Here is a 13,146-nt window from a genome sequence, read left to right as displayed (position 1 = left end):
TCCGGTCGTTAGTCAGACTCCCGCCGGCCGCCAGCGCTTGATCCAATCGGTCTCGGGCCACTGTTCCTCGGCGGCCAACAGCTCGTACATCGTTGCGCGATCGATGGATTCGCGGATGATGTCGGCGTGCCCGGCATGTCGGCTGAGCTCCTCGGTCAGGTGCATGGCGACCCACCGCACCGACCAGTTGTCGACATCTTGCGGGAACCAGGGCACGTCGTGGGGGACCGGAACGGCGGTGTCGAGATCCTTCTCGGCGAAAACCCGCAGTGTCTCGGCATTCTGGGCCTTGAACGCCTCGAGCAGGCCGGCCAGGGTTTCGTCCTCGCGCATCACGTACATGTCGGCGTACTCGGCGGCCTGCTCCTCGAACGGTCGGGGATCCGGCGGCGGAAACTGCGGACCATGTTCGACGCGAGCGGCCCAGCTGTTCTGCACTGCGGTGACGTGCTTGATCAGGCCGCCCACCGACAGCGCGCTGACCGACGGGGTCGACCGGGCCTGCTCGTCGGTCAACCCGTGCGCGACGGCGAAGAAGGCGTTCTGCTGAAAGGCGAGGAATTCGATCAGGGTGTGGCGTTCGTCGGCGGCGGGTGGCGGCATTCCGGGCATTGCTCAGTTCTCCTCGGTGGTGTTGGTGTTGGTGTGGGCGTAAAGGTCACGGATACAGGCGATTTCTCCACCGTGATGGATGACTTCGCGGTTGATGTGCAGAACCAGGGTGGCCATCGGTTCGTTGCCGTAGGGACCCTCGGCCGGCCCGCACGGACGTTTCAGATCGTTGTCGTCGAGCCGGCGGACCCCGTCGATCCAATGTCGATAGGCATCATCGAGCTGGGACAGCGCGGTCGTCGCGTCGGTGGCATAGGGCCATGATTCGTAGTCGGCGGGCGGTCCGCCGAAGTGGGAGTGGTTGCGCATCGCGAACACACCGACGATCACATGCGCCAGCCGCCACGCGATGGTGGTGAACGGTTCCGGTTGGGGCGCAGGGTAACTGAAATCGATACCGCCGTCGGGATGCACCGTCCAGCAGTCCGGTACCGGTTGCCAGAAATACTCCTCGTCGGTCAGGCCGTCCAGGCGTCCTCGGAGCTGATGGGTCCAGTGGAAGTCCAATTGTTCGGCCAGCAGGTTTGTCCACATACGGATACGGTCGCACGGATATAGGACAGGTTCGGTCCTAAAAGTGCGCGACACTGGGACCATGTCGGAAACCACCGGCCGCGTGCTGCACCTTCTCGGGCTGCTGCAATCGCGTCGGGCCTGGACCAGTGCGGAGTTGGCCGGCCGTCTCGGCGTCACCACCCGCAGCGTCCGTCGGGACATCGAGCGACTGCGCGAGCTCGGATACCCCGTGCACGCCAGCAAGGGCCACGGCGGCGGCTACCAACTGGGCGCCGGAGCGGCGCTCCCACCACTGCTGCTCGACCCGGACGAAGCCGTCGCCATGGCCGTCTGTCTGCGCCTGGCCGCCGGCGGCAGCGTCGCGGGCGTCGGCGAATCCGCGTTGCGGGCCCTGTCCAAACTCGATCAGGTCATGCCCGCCCGGTTGCGCTCACAGGTCGCTGCGGTGCACGACGCGACCGTCACCCTGGCGCCCCACTCGTCGGACCGGCCCGTCGAACCGAATGTGCTGATGACGCTGGCCCGCGCCTGCCGCGACCACGAACATGTCAGCCTCGACTACACCGACATCCGGGGCAACCGGACACAACGCCGGCTGGAGCCCTACCAACTGGTGACCACCGGTCGGCGTTGGTATCTGCTGGCCCACGACCGCGACCGCGCCGACTGGCGCACCCTGCGGTTGGACCGGATGTCGGCGGTGACGGCCCGCGGCAGCACGTTCACACCGCGCCAGGCCCCGGACGCGGCCGACTATGTACGGCGGGCGATCAGCTCCTCGCCCTACCGCTACGTCGCTCGGGTGCGCTACTTCGCGCCGCAGGAGCTTGTGGCACAACGGTTTCCACCGGCCTCGGCCACGGTCGAACCCGACGGACCCGACGCCTGCATCGTCACCACCGGGGCCGACGACCCCGAGCGGATGGTGTTGTACTTCGCCACCGTGGGGCACGACTTCGAGGTGCTCGAACCGCCCGAGGTGATCGAGGCGGTGCGCACCGTCGCGGCCCGCGTGCACCGCGCTTCCCCCCGCGAGCAGACGTAAACCTGCACAATTTCCGCCGAAATTGTGCAGGTTTACGTCTGCTCGGCGGGAGAAATCAGGTGATGCCGAGCCGGTCGACGAGCGTCAGGAAGGCCGCGGCGAAATCGTTGTCGGCCGTCGCGACCCGCACCGCATCCCAGTCCACCTGTTCGCGCACCGCGCGCGCGGCCGGCAGCAGCGCGGCGAAATCGCAATGGTGCTCATTGAGCGAACGGAGTTTCTCGGACACCACCACCGTCGGCGGTAACACCGGCATCCGGATCGCCAGCACATCGAGCACCTCGGCCGAACCCAACAGCTCGGGTCCCACCGACCTCCCGTTGAGTTGATAGAGCACATCGACGAGGACGTCGTCGTCGGGATAGGCCTTGAACAACCAATCCTCGGGGACGTGCACGATCTGGAATCCGGCCTTGCGCAGCGTCACCTCGGCCGCCTCGGCGTCGGTCTCGGACACGACGAAATCGACGTCGTGCACCGGCTCCGGTGCGCCGTAGGCCCACAGCGCGTAGCTACCCGCCAGCGCGAAGGCGGGTCCATGTGTCTTGAATGCCGAGGCCGCGCGTTTGAGCGCGTCGCGCAGGTCATCGTTGCGATCGAGCACGTGCCATCCCGGGGTCTCGGGCATCGTCCTGGTGGTCGGATGCAGTTGTGGGTATGGAGTACCCATGCGGCTGGCAACTTTCAACATCTTGCACGGAAGAAGCGTCCACGACGGCGACGTCGACCTGAGTCGATTGGCCGCCGCGGTGGCCGAGCTGGACGCCGACATCCTCGCGTTGCAGGAAGTCGACTGCGATCAGCCCCGTTCCGGCAAGGCCGACCTGACCGCCGTGGCCGCCGAGGCGATGAACGCCGTGAACCACCGGTTCGTCGCCGCGATCTCCGGAACACCCGGTGCCACCTGGATGGCCGCCACCGGCAGCGAACAACCCGGCACCGCCGCCTACGGCATCGCCCTGCTGTCGCGGTACCCGGTCGAGAACTGGCAGGTGGTGCGCCTGCCGCGAATTCCGTTCCGATTCCCGATGTACGTGTCGGGAATCCGGCAGTTCCGGATCATCCATGAGGAACCGCGGGCGGCGGTGGTGGCCCGCGTCGACACCCCGCTGGGACCGATGACCGTGGCCAACACCCACCTGTCGTTCGTCCCGAACTGGAACCGGGTACAACTGCGCCACTTGGTGCGGGATCTGCGCGGGTTCCCCGGGCCCCGACTGCTGATGGGCGACCTCAACATGGGGCCGGGCCGACCGGGCCGCTGGCATCCTCTCGGTAGCGCACCGACGTTTCCGGCCGATGAGCCCACGACGCAGCTCGACCACATCCTCACCGACGATCCGAGCCTGACCGCCGGGACCTGCGCCGCGCCGCGCCTGGCGATCTCGGACCACCGTGCGTTGGTTGTCGACATCTCGGTGTCCGCCAAGCCGTAGGGTTTTCGGATGCACGTCACGTCAGTGGAGACGACGGAGCTGTTTGCCGGGCCGGACGATGCGCCTCGGCAGCTGGTTCGGGTGCGCTACACCGGATGTACCTCGCCGACACCGGTGCGGATCAGCGGCGACAGGTTGTCCGGAGAGGCGATCGCGGCGCCCGGCGAGGGCACCGTCGAGGTCCCGGTGGACGTCGAACACGGCGTGCCGGGGGAAGTCCGGCAGGCCCGGATGAACACGACCGACTTCGAGTTCACCGTCGCCGAGCCCGGCTGGACCATGTACATGATCAGCCACTTCCACTACGACCCGGTGTGGTGGAACACCCAGGCCGCCTACACCAGCGTGTGGACCGAAGACCCGCCCGGCCAGTGCCGGCAGACCAACGGATTCGACCTCGTCCACGCCCACCTGGAAATGGCTCGCCGCGAACCGGTTTACAAGTTCGTACTGGCCGAGGTGGACTACCTCAAACCGTACTGGGACGCCCGCCCCGAAGACCGGGCCGACCTGCGCCGGTTCATCGCCGAGGGCCGCGTCGAGATCATGGGCGGCACCTACAACGAACCCAACACCAACCTCACCAGCCCGGAGACCGCCATCCGGAACTTGGTGCACGGCATGGGCTTTCAGCGCGACGTGCTGGGTGCCGAGCCGGCCACCGCCTGGCAACTCGACGTGTTCGGGCATGATCCGCAGTTTCCGGGGATGGCCGCGGACGCCGGCCTGACCTCGAGCTCCTGGGCGCGCGGACCGCATCACCAATGGGGCCCGATGCAGAACGACGGCGATCCCGAGCGCATGCAGTTCGCCAGCGAGTTCGAATGGATCGCGCCGTCGGGCCGCGGATTGCTGACCCATTACATGCCCGCGCATTACTCGGCCGGGTGGTGGATGGACTCGGCCGCCTGCCTGGCCGACGCGGAAGAGTCCACCTACGCCCTGTTCGCCAAACTCAAACGGGTTGCGTTGACCCGCAACGTGTTACTGCCCGTCGGCACCGACTACACCCCGCCCAACAAGTGGGTCACCGAGATTCACCGGGACTGGAACTCGCGATACGCCTGGCCCAAGTTCGTGTGTGCGCTGCCATCGGAATTCTTCGCCGCGGTGCGTGACGAGATCGATTCGTGTGGGATCGCGGCCTCGCCGCAGACCCGGGACATGAACCCGATCTACACCGGCAAGGACGTCTCCTACATCGACACCAAGCAGGCCAACCGGGCCGCCGAGGATGCGGTGCTCGACGCCGAGAAGTTCGCGGTGTTCGCCGGGCTCCTCGGCGGCGCCGACTATCCGCAGGCGGCCCTGGCCAAGGCCTGGGTGCAGCTGGCCTACGGCGCGCACCACGACGCGATCACCGGCTCGGAGTCCGATCAGGTCTATCTCGACCTGCTGACCGGCTGGCGTGATGCCTGGGAGTTGGGCGTCACGGCGCGCGACAATTCGCTGCGCCTGCTGTCCGAGGCGGTCGACGGGTCCGTGGTGGTGTGGAACACGGTGGCGCACAATCGCTCCGACATCGTCACCGTGCACCTGGACGACCCGTTTCCCGGCGCACTGTACGACAGCGACGGCAACGAGGTTCCCGTGCTCGTCGAGCACGACGGGCTGACCGTCAGCTGGCGGGCCGTCGTCGTGCCGTCGCTGGGCTGGCGGTCCTACCGATTCGGCGCCGGAACCGGCAGCGGATGGGAGCCGTCGACCGGAGCCGAGATCACCACTGCGCGCTACCGGATACGCGTCGATGCGGCCCGCGGCGGCGGGGTGTGCTCGCTGACCGACGGCGGCCGCGAACTCATCGCCGCCGGGGCTGTGGGCAACGAGCTGGCCGTCTACGAGGAATATTCGGCGCACCCCGAGGCCGGCGAGGGCCCCTGGCACCTGCTGCCCACCGGCGGCGTCCAGGGTTCCTCGGCCTTCCCGGCCGAGTCGGTGCAGTGCTACCGCAGCGCGCTCGGGCAACGTGTGATCGTGCGCGGGCGCATCGGAGAGCTGTTGCGCTACACCCAGATCATCACGCTCTGGGACGGCGTGGACCGAGTGGACTGCCGCACCACGATCGACGAGTTCACCGGAGCCGACCGGCTGGTACGGCTGCGCTGGCCGTGTCCGGTGCCCGGGGCGCTGCCGGTCAGTGAGGTCGGCGACGCGGTGATCGGACGCGGGTTCGGGTTGATGCACGCGCACGCGGCCGATTCCGCCGACACTGCCGTTGACGCGGCACAACATCCGTGGACACTGGACAACCCGGCCTACGGTTGGTTCGGGTTGTCCTCTGCCGCCCGGGTGCGGATCGGCTCTGACGTCCGCGCCGTGTCGGTGGCGGAGGTGATTGCCCCCGACACCGAGGGAGTGGACCCGCGGGAGTTGATGGTGGCCCTGGTACGGGCCGGGGTGACCGCGACCTGCAGTGCCGCCGACAAACCTCGCTACGGTGACCTCAGCGTGGACTCGAACCTGCCCGATACCCGCTTCGCGCTCGGCGGCCCGGACGAAAACCCGTTCACTGCCGCGGTTCTCGCCGAAGCCGACGTGTCCTACGCCGACGAGGTCAAACGGCAGCTCGAGGCGACCGGCTCGGCCCGGGTGTGGGTACCTGCCGCGGCCGCATTGACCGAGCACTGGGTACCTGGCGCCGATCTGCGTGCAGTGCGCGCGTTGCCGGTGCTGATCCTGGCCGGCGACCTCGGTGCGGTGGTGGACGACTTGGCCGACGCCGAGATCGTCGTCGCCCAAGACGCGCCGTCGGCGGTCCAGCCGTTCGACGACCGCACCGTCGCGCTGCTCAACCGCGGCGTACCGAGCTTTGCCATCGAGCCCGACGGCACGCTGCACACGTCGCTCATGCGGTCCTGCACCGGTTGGCCCTCGGGTACGTGGATCGACCCGCCCCGGCGCACCGCGCCGGACGGCTCCAACTTCCAATTGCAGCACTGGACACACACATTCGACTACGCCCTGGTCACCGGTGACGGCGATTGGCGCACGGTCGGAGTGGCATCGAGCGCCGCCGAATTCAACCGACCGCTGCAGCCGATGGTCGTGGAGTCCGAGGAGGCCGGCGGCCTGCCGGCCTGGGGATCGCTGCTGGAGATCGAGCCGGCCGGCGTCGTACAGCTCGGTGCGCTCAAAGTCACCGGTAACCCGCTGGCGTCGGGCAGTGTGCGCAGTGCCGACCCGGCCGCCGGGATAACTGCCCGCTTGGTCGAGATCACCGGCAACACCGCTGAGGTGACCCTGCGCTCCGGATTACGCGCGGTGTCGACAGCCGCGAACCTGAACCTGCTGGAAGAGCCGGTGCCCGACCAGCCCTCCCACCTGAGCCTCCACGGCTACCAGATCGCCACGGTGTCAACCCGGTTGAACCTGCCACAAGTACTGCGACGCGAGCACCAGCAGCTGGCGCCCGAAGCCGAGACGGCCCAGCCGCTCTACGCCCGGTACTGGCTGCACAACCGCGGTCCGGCCCCGTTGGGTGGTCTGCCGGCCGTTGCGTACCTGCATCCCGACGGCGTCATCGCGCAACCCGGCACCGACGTGACGGTGCGACTCACCGCCGCCAGCGACTGCACCGACGCCGCGCTGCACGGCCGGGTCCGATTGCACGCGCCGGCGGGATGGAACGTGCAGCCGACCGAACTGCCCTATGTGCTGCCACCCTGCGAGTATCTGGAAACCGATGTGGTGCTGAGCATCCCGGCCGCCGCCGGGCCCGGGCTGTACCCGTTGCGCGCCGAACTCTCGGTGACCGGCAGCGGCTCGGAAGCCTTGCCGCCGTCGTGGCGGCAGGTGGTCGAGGACGTCTGCGTCGTGACGATCGATGCACCGGGACACCACGTGCTCAACCTGATATCCGAGCCGCAGGCCGTCGACGTCACAGCGGGCGAGACCGCGCAGCTGTCGGTCACGATCGGCACCGACGCGCACAGCAGCCTCTCCGCCGAGGCCCATGTGCTCAGCCCCTGGGGCACCTGGGAGTGGATCGGGCCGGCTGCCGTGGGCACCGAGATCCCCGCGGGTGGCACCGCCGAGATCGTGTTCGAGGTCGCGCCGCCACGGTGGCTCGAGCCGGGGCAGTGGTGGGCACTGATCCGGGTGGGGTGTGCCGGTCGGCTGATCTATTCGCCGGCAGTCAAGGTGACGGTGCGATGAACCAGTCGGCATGGGCGGCGCAGGTGGCCGGAAAAGCCGTGTCGATCAAGGAAATCGACGATCGGGAAGCCGCGCTGCGGGCTGGAAACCGGGCCGCGGCGCTGCCCCGGCCCGGCACCAGCGAGGGCCGCCAGTTGCGCCGCTGGCTCACGCAGCTGGTCACCGCCGAACGTGTCGTGGCCGGCGAGGCGGCGGTGCGCGGCCTGACCGCCGAGGGTGCACCGGCGCTGGAGACGGTGCTACCCGACACCGCGGCCCGGTTGGAGATCGGCAGCATCGCCGCGGCGGTGCTGGGCACCTCGCTCGCACGTGCGGTATTTGCCGAAGTGACTGCAGCGGTGAATGTTTCGGATGCCGACGTGACGGCCTATCACGCCAGGAACCCACTGCGCTTCGCCGCCGCGGACAGCGGTCCCCACGGTTGGCACGCCCCGCCCGTCACACCGTCACTGGAAGCGGTCCGCGACCAGATCGCGTCGCACCTGCGCGCGGCTGCCGGCAGGCAGGAATTCCGGCGGTGGCTCGACGGGCGCTGCGCGGCAGTGGTGGAACTCGCCCCCGGCTACGAACATCCCGGTGACCCTCGCCAACCCGACAACACGCACAAACACTGAAGGTGGCCCGGCATGACACTCACCGCGGCCCTCGATATCGGCGGCACCAAGATCGCCGCCGGCCTGGTCGACCCGGACGGCGCACTGGTCCATCGGGCTGAACTGCCCACTCCCGACGGAGATGCGGAGGCCGTGTGGACGGTGGTCGAGACGTTGCTTGCCGAGACTGGGCGGGTGGCCGGGGGCGCGGCCGTCGGCGTCGGCGTCGCCTCGGCCGGACCGATCGACCTGCCGGCCGGCACCGTCAGCCCGATCAACATCCCGGCGTGGCAGGACTTTCCGCTCGTCGAGCGGGTGCGGGCGGCGACGCGGTTGCCGGTACGACTCGGCGGCGACGGGCTGTGTATGGCGCTGGGGGAGCAATGGCGCGGTGCGGGCCGGGGCGCGCAATTTCTTCTCGGCATGGTGGTGTCGACCGGAGTTGGTGGCGGCCTGGTCCTCGACGGGATGCCGTATGACGGCCGCACCGGCAACGCGGGGCACGTCGGCCACGTCGTCGTCGATCCGGACGGTGACGAGCCGTGCACGTGCGGTGGGCGCGGCTGTGTCGAGACGGTCGCATCGGGGCCCAGCATGGTGCGGTGGGCCCGGCGACAAGGGTGGACCGGTACTGACGCCAAGGCGCTGGGGGATGCGGCCGTCCACGGAGATTCGTTGGCGCTCAGAGCCTTTGCCCGGGGTGCACGCGCCGTGGCGGCGACGATCGCCTCGGTGGCCGCGGTGTGCGACCTGGACCTCGTGGTGGTCGGCGGGGGAGTGGCCAAGTCCGGGCCATTGCTGTTCGGCCCGCTACAGGAAGCGTTGGCGCATTACGCCGGACTGGACTTCCTGCGCGGACTGCGAGTGGTCGCCGCCGAACTCGGCGGCGATGCCGGCCTGGTGGGTGCGGCCGCCCTGGCCCGCGGCTGATTGCGCTGCTTTTGGATGTGGCTTCGGCCCCAGTCGCACAACGCCTGCAAAACCGGCGCCAGTGTCATGCCGTAGTCGGAGATCGAGTAGTGCACGCAGGGCGGCACCGTCCCCGCGTCATGGCGATCGATGATCCCGGCGTCGACCAGATCGTGCAGATGCCGGATCAGCATCCGCTCGGTGATGTCGGGAATGCTGCGCCGCAGTTCGGCGGTGCGCATCGGCCCATCGGCCAGCCGCCACAGGATGGTCCCCTTCCAGCGGCCGTCGATCACCGACAACGTCGCGTCGATCGGGCACTCGCCGATCTCTTTCTTGGAAACCGCCACGGTTCCGGCCCTTCGTGAGCTGACTAATTTGTCAGTACCTTGTTTTTTGTCAGCATAGTGACCAGCCTGGATGACATGGAAGAAATCGTGCAGATCGTTGCGGTGATCATCACCGGCCCGCTGCTAGGCGTCGAGTTCGGTGTCGCCGCCTTCACGAACCCGATCCTGCAGCGCCTGCCCGACACCGCCTATCGGCAGGCCCGCGGCACCGGCGCCAAGACCCTCGGGACCGCGATGCCGTTCTGGTACATGGCGTCGACGGCATTGCTGATCGCTGCCACGGTGCTCAGTCCGGGGCCGTTGCTCGTCACGGCAGTGGTGATGATGGTGCTGGTCATGGTCCTGAGCGTCACCGTGCTGGTGCCGATCAACAACCGTGTCGCCGCCGGATTCGGTGGTGACGACGCAGGTGAGGACCCAGGGCAATTTCACGAACTGGCCCGGCGCTGGGATCGACTGCATTGGGTGCGGGTCGGCCTGCTTGCAGCGGCGTTCGTGTTGCTGGTGCTGACCGTTTTGGCTGATTGGTAGGTGTTCGGCTACTCTGGTCGCGTTCCACCGAAGACCGTCGGTCACCTAGCAATAGGTTGAAGGTCCGGGAAGTGTCTGTTGTTCTTCGCGCAAGCGGCTCATCAGAGACCCGGCGGCCCACGCAGGAGGACGAGGCTAGACCAGTTTTGTATTGGTTATTTCTGCGCCCCGACCTGTCTGCGTCGGGGCGTTCGTCATTTCACGGCCCCAAGTTGGTGGAGCGCCCGATACCCACCACAAGGAGGCATGCATGGCCAAGGCTGACAAAGCCACGGCGGTTGCCGACATTGCCGAGCAGTTCAAGGCGTCGACGGCCACCGTCGTCACCGAGTACCGCGGGCTGACCGTGGCGAACCTGGCTGAGCTGCGTCGTTCCCTCGGCGCCTCCGCCACGTACACCGTCGCCAAGAACACTCTGGTGAAGCGCGCTGCGTCGGAAGCCGGCATTGAAGGTCTCGACGAGCTGTTCGCCGGTCCCACGGCGATCGCGTTCGTCCAGGGTGAGCCCGTTGACGCCGCCAAGGCGATCAAGAAGTTCGCCAAGGACAACAAGGCGCTCGTCATCAAGGGCGGCTACATGGACGGCAAGGCGCTGTCCGTGGCCGAGGTCGAGAAGATCGCCGACCTCGAGTCGCGCGAGGTTCTGCTCGCCAAGCTGGCAGGTGCCATGAAGGGCAACCTGTCCAAGGCTGCCGGCCTGTTCAACGCTCCCGCTTCTCAGGTGGCCCGCCTCGCCGCGGCGCTGCAGGAGAAGAAGGCTGCCGAAGAGGCGGCGTAGTAGCTGCTCAACCGCTGTCGCGTAACCGCAACCGCACAAACCACCCAACATCTGTAAGAAAAATCAGGAAGGACCATAAACATGGCCAAGCTGTCCACCGACGAACTGCTCGACGCTTTCAAGGAAATGACCCTGCTGGAGCTCTCTGAGTTCGTGAAGCAGTTCGAAGAGGTCTTCGAGGTCACCGCTGCCGCTCCGGTCGCCGTTGCCGCCGCGGGTGCCGCCCCGGCCGCCGCCGAGGCCGCCGAGGAGCAGTCCGAGTTCGACGTCATCCTCGAGGGTGCCGGCGACAAGAAGATCGGCGTCATCAAGGTCGTCCGCGAGATCGTCTCCGGCCTGGGCCTGAAGGAAGCCAAGGATCTGGTCGACGGCGCTCCCAAGCCGCTGCTGGAGAAGGTCTCCAAGGAAGCCGCCGAGGACGCCAAGGCCAAGCTCGAGGCCGCCGGCGCCAGCGTCACCGTCAAGTAGTCCACAACTGGACCGCACGAACCCCCGAATCCTCCCGGATTCGGGGGTTCTTTGCTGTTCACGCACGATTGGTCTGAAAGTGCACCGGGTATATAGGGACAAGCACGTGTGGGTGGTACGCCGTGCGCTATGGTGACTCAAGCCACAGGCCGCAGCAGGTGGCGGGGTGAGCCGTAGGCGGAAGGATCTTTGATGGGCGTCCAAATCGATGTGACGGGGCTGAGTAAATCTTTCGGATCGTCAAAGATCTGGGAAGACGTCACGATGTCGATCCCCGCCGGCGAGGTCAGTGTGCTGCTGGGTCCGTCGGGTACCGGTAAGTCGGTGTTCCTGAAGTCTCTGATCGGCCTGCTGCGCCCCGAGCGCGGCGAGATCATCATCGACGGCACCAACATCCTGGAGTGCTCGGCCAAGGAACTCTACGAGATCCGGACCCTGTTCGGCGTGCTGTTCCAGGACGGCGCGCTGTTCGGCTCGATGAACATCTATGACAACACCGCCTTCCCGTTGCGTGAGCACACGAAGAAGAGCGAGAGCGAAATCCGCAACATCGTGATGGAGAAGCTCGAGCTCGTCGGTATGCCCAATGACGGGCACAAGTTCCCCGGTGAGATCTCCGGCGGTATGCGCAAGCGTGCCGGCCTGGCCCGCGCCCTGGTGCTCGACCCGCAGATCATCCTGTGTGACGAGCCGGACTCCGGTCTGGACCCGGTGCGTACCGCCTATCTGAGTCAGCTGCTGATCGACATCAACGCCCAGATCGACGCGACGGTGCTGATCGTGACGCACAACATCAACATCGCCCGTACGGTGCCGGACAACATCGGCATGCTGTTCCGCAAGCAGCTGGTCATGTTCGGCCCCCGTGAGGTGCTGCTGACCAGTGAGGAGCCCGTCGTCAAGCAGTTCCTCAACGGTCGTCGGATCGGCCCGATCGGCATGTCCGAGGAGAAGGACGAGGCGACCGCGGCCGCCGAGCAGGCGATGTTGGATGCCGGCCAGCACGACGGTGGTGTCGAGGAGATCGAGGGCGTGCCGCCGCAGCTCACCGCGACCCCGGGTATGCCCGAGCGTCAGGGCGTGGCCCGTCGTCAGGCCCGGGTGCGCGAGATCCTGCACACCCTGCCGCCGGCCGCCCAGGCCGCGATCCTCGACGACCTAGACGGCACCCACAAGTACGCGACGCACGAGTTCGGCGATGAGCCGACCACGCGCCACCACCGGGTGGTCGAGGATGACGCCCCGACCGGCGTCATCGAAGTACCGCAGCAGACGCAGCAGAACTGAGTTTCAGCAATCAGGCCGGACCCCAAGGGTCCGGCCTGATTTGTGTCGTAGACAGGAGTCGCCGTATACGTGCAGCCGACGCTTGCGTGAGCTGCGGTTCAGCGCAGGGTTCGCCGCACCAAACCGCGCGTCACCCCTTGACGGAAGGCCACGGACAGGCCAATCTGTTGGGCAGAATGTGTGAAGGGTTCAGGGATGCCAGCCAGCGCCGAGTGACCCGTCTCATGCAGTGGATGTGTGGTGGTTGAGGAATGCTCGTTGAATAAGTGGCGGACGTGCGCTATCGTTGGACGTTGCGCTGGCTGCATCCTGCCCATCTCACCTGACCTGCACATCGTCGTTCTAGCCTGAGCGTTGCTCAGCACCTAGTCCTGAGTGCCGTGCGTATGGGTTTTTGGACGGGCTGAAGCAGGAAATAGCCAGCCGAACCGACGCAGAATCGCGGCCCGGAAGGACGGCTCTTGCT

Annotated in this window: 13 protein-coding genes; 9 read left to right on the top strand and 4 right to left on the bottom strand. The window is 67.2% G+C overall.

Translation table 11 applies throughout. The annotated features are described in order from the left end of the window. Window positions 1–12: 12 nt before the first annotated feature. A complete protein-coding gene (locus A5740_RS07320; protein WP_076192678.1) occupies window positions 13–612 on the bottom strand; it encodes a DinB family protein in 600 nt (199 codons plus the stop codon). A gap of 3 nt (window positions 613–615) precedes the next feature. Further along, complete coding sequence (locus tag A5740_RS07315; RefSeq protein ID WP_076192677.1) at window positions 616–1,146, bottom strand: DinB family protein; 531 nt, start codon at window positions 1,144–1,146, stop codon at window positions 616–618. Between the two features lie 61 nt (window positions 1,147–1,207). Between A5740_RS07315 and A5740_RS07310 the strand changes: the two genes are divergently transcribed. Further along, window positions 1,208–2,173 carry a YafY family protein gene (locus A5740_RS07310; RefSeq protein ID WP_076192676.1) on the top strand — a complete coding sequence of 322 codons (966 nt, stop codon included), beginning with the start codon at window positions 1,208–1,210 and terminating at the stop codon, window positions 2,171–2,173. Between the two features lie 55 nt (window positions 2,174–2,228). On the opposite strand, the gene A5740_RS07305 is transcribed toward A5740_RS07310, so the two are convergent. Continuing rightward, window positions 2,229–2,801: a hypothetical protein gene (locus A5740_RS07305; RefSeq protein WP_076192675.1), complete on the bottom strand. Its 573-nt coding sequence runs from the start codon at window positions 2,799–2,801 to the stop codon at window positions 2,229–2,231. A gap of 40 nt (window positions 2,802–2,841) precedes the next feature. Between A5740_RS07305 and A5740_RS07300 the strand changes: the two genes are divergently transcribed. The 4 genes from A5740_RS07300 to A5740_RS07285 are packed head-to-tail and all read left to right on the top strand — an operon-like array spanning window position 2,842 to window position 9,287. Beyond that, complete coding sequence (locus tag A5740_RS07300; RefSeq protein WP_076192673.1) at window positions 2,842–3,609, top strand: endonuclease/exonuclease/phosphatase family protein; 768 nt, start codon at window positions 2,842–2,844, stop codon at window positions 3,607–3,609. Between the two features lie 9 nt (window positions 3,610–3,618). Next, window positions 3,619–7,764 carry an NEW3 domain-containing protein gene (locus A5740_RS07295; protein WP_076192671.1) on the top strand — a complete coding sequence of 1,382 codons (4,146 nt, stop codon included), beginning with the start codon at window positions 3,619–3,621 and terminating at the stop codon, window positions 7,762–7,764. After that, on the top strand, window positions 7,761–8,378 hold the full coding sequence (locus A5740_RS07290; protein ID WP_076192670.1) for a malonyl CoA-ACP transacylase: 618 nt from the start codon (window positions 7,761–7,763) through the stop codon (window positions 8,376–8,378). Before A5740_RS07295 ends, A5740_RS07290 begins: the two co-directional genes overlap by 4 nt. A gap of 12 nt (window positions 8,379–8,390) precedes the next feature. Beyond that, entirely contained in the window at window positions 8,391–9,287 is an 897-nt protein-coding gene (locus A5740_RS07285; protein WP_076192668.1) for an ROK family protein, read from the top strand. Here A5740_RS07285 and A5740_RS07280 read toward each other — a convergent pair. Beyond that, window positions 9,188–9,616, bottom strand: a complete 429-nt coding sequence (locus A5740_RS07280) for a helix-turn-helix domain-containing protein (protein WP_076192666.1) — start codon at window positions 9,614–9,616, stop codon at window positions 9,188–9,190. The two genes, A5740_RS07285 and A5740_RS07280, sit on opposite strands and share 100 nt — an antisense overlap. Window positions 9,617–9,691: 75 nt before the next feature. Between A5740_RS07280 and A5740_RS07275 the strand changes: the two genes are divergently transcribed. The 4 genes from A5740_RS07275 (at window position 9,692) to A5740_RS07260 (ending at window position 12,680) form a co-directional block, all read left to right on the top strand. After that, a complete protein-coding gene (locus A5740_RS07275; protein WP_076192906.1) occupies window positions 9,692–10,147 on the top strand; it encodes a DUF1772 domain-containing protein in 456 nt (151 codons plus the stop codon). A 250-nt stretch (window positions 10,148–10,397) separates the two neighbouring features. Further along, window positions 10,398–10,925, top strand: coding sequence for a 50S ribosomal protein L10 (gene rplJ / locus A5740_RS07270; protein WP_064868596.1), 528 nt, complete (start codon window positions 10,398–10,400; stop codon window positions 10,923–10,925). A gap of 81 nt (window positions 10,926–11,006) precedes the next feature. After that, a complete protein-coding gene (rplL, locus tag A5740_RS07265) occupies window positions 11,007–11,393 on the top strand; it encodes a 50S ribosomal protein L7/L12 (protein WP_064932920.1) in 387 nt (128 codons plus the stop codon). Between the two features lie 192 nt (window positions 11,394–11,585). Next, window positions 11,586–12,680, top strand: a complete 1,095-nt coding sequence (locus A5740_RS07260; RefSeq protein WP_076192665.1) for an ABC transporter ATP-binding protein — start codon at window positions 11,586–11,588, stop codon at window positions 12,678–12,680. The last annotated feature ends 466 nt before the right edge of the window (window positions 12,681–13,146 follow it).

Source organism: Mycobacterium sp. GA-1841 (assembly GCF_001954135.1).
Classification (GTDB): domain Bacteria; phylum Actinomycetota; class Actinomycetes; order Mycobacteriales; family Mycobacteriaceae; genus Mycobacterium.
Note: the sequence above shows the minus strand (reverse complement) of the source record. Positions and strands in the feature narration are given on the sequence as shown.

Excerpts from the sequence above, each read along its gene's own strand:
- A5740_RS07320 (WP_076192678.1), bottom strand. The coding sequence starts at position 612 with ATGCCCGGAATGCCGCCACCCGCCGCCGACGAACGCCACACCCTGATC.
- A5740_RS07315 (WP_076192677.1), bottom strand. The coding sequence starts at position 1,146 with ATGTGGACAAACCTGCTGGCCGAACAATTGGACTTCCACTGGACCCAT.
- A5740_RS07310 (WP_076192676.1), top strand. The coding sequence starts at position 1,208 with ATGTCGGAAACCACCGGCCGCGTGCTGCACCTTCTCGGGCTGCTGCAA.
- A5740_RS07305 (WP_076192675.1), bottom strand. The coding sequence starts at position 2,801 with ATGCCCGAGACCCCGGGATGGCACGTGCTCGATCGCAACGATGACCTG.
- A5740_RS07300 (WP_076192673.1), top strand. The coding sequence starts at position 2,842 with ATGCGGCTGGCAACTTTCAACATCTTGCACGGAAGAAGCGTCCACGAC.
- A5740_RS07295 (WP_076192671.1), top strand. The coding sequence starts at position 3,619 with ATGCACGTCACGTCAGTGGAGACGACGGAGCTGTTTGCCGGGCCGGAC.
- A5740_RS07290 (WP_076192670.1), top strand. The coding sequence starts at position 7,761 with ATGAACCAGTCGGCATGGGCGGCGCAGGTGGCCGGAAAAGCCGTGTCG.
- A5740_RS07285 (WP_076192668.1), top strand. The coding sequence starts at position 8,391 with ATGACACTCACCGCGGCCCTCGATATCGGCGGCACCAAGATCGCCGCC.
- A5740_RS07275 (WP_076192906.1), top strand. The coding sequence starts at position 9,692 with ATGGAAGAAATCGTGCAGATCGTTGCGGTGATCATCACCGGCCCGCTG.
- rplJ (WP_064868596.1), top strand. The coding sequence starts at position 10,398 with ATGGCCAAGGCTGACAAAGCCACGGCGGTTGCCGACATTGCCGAGCAG.
- rplL (WP_064932920.1), top strand. The coding sequence starts at position 11,007 with ATGGCCAAGCTGTCCACCGACGAACTGCTCGACGCTTTCAAGGAAATG.
- A5740_RS07260 (WP_076192665.1), top strand. The coding sequence starts at position 11,586 with ATGGGCGTCCAAATCGATGTGACGGGGCTGAGTAAATCTTTCGGATCG.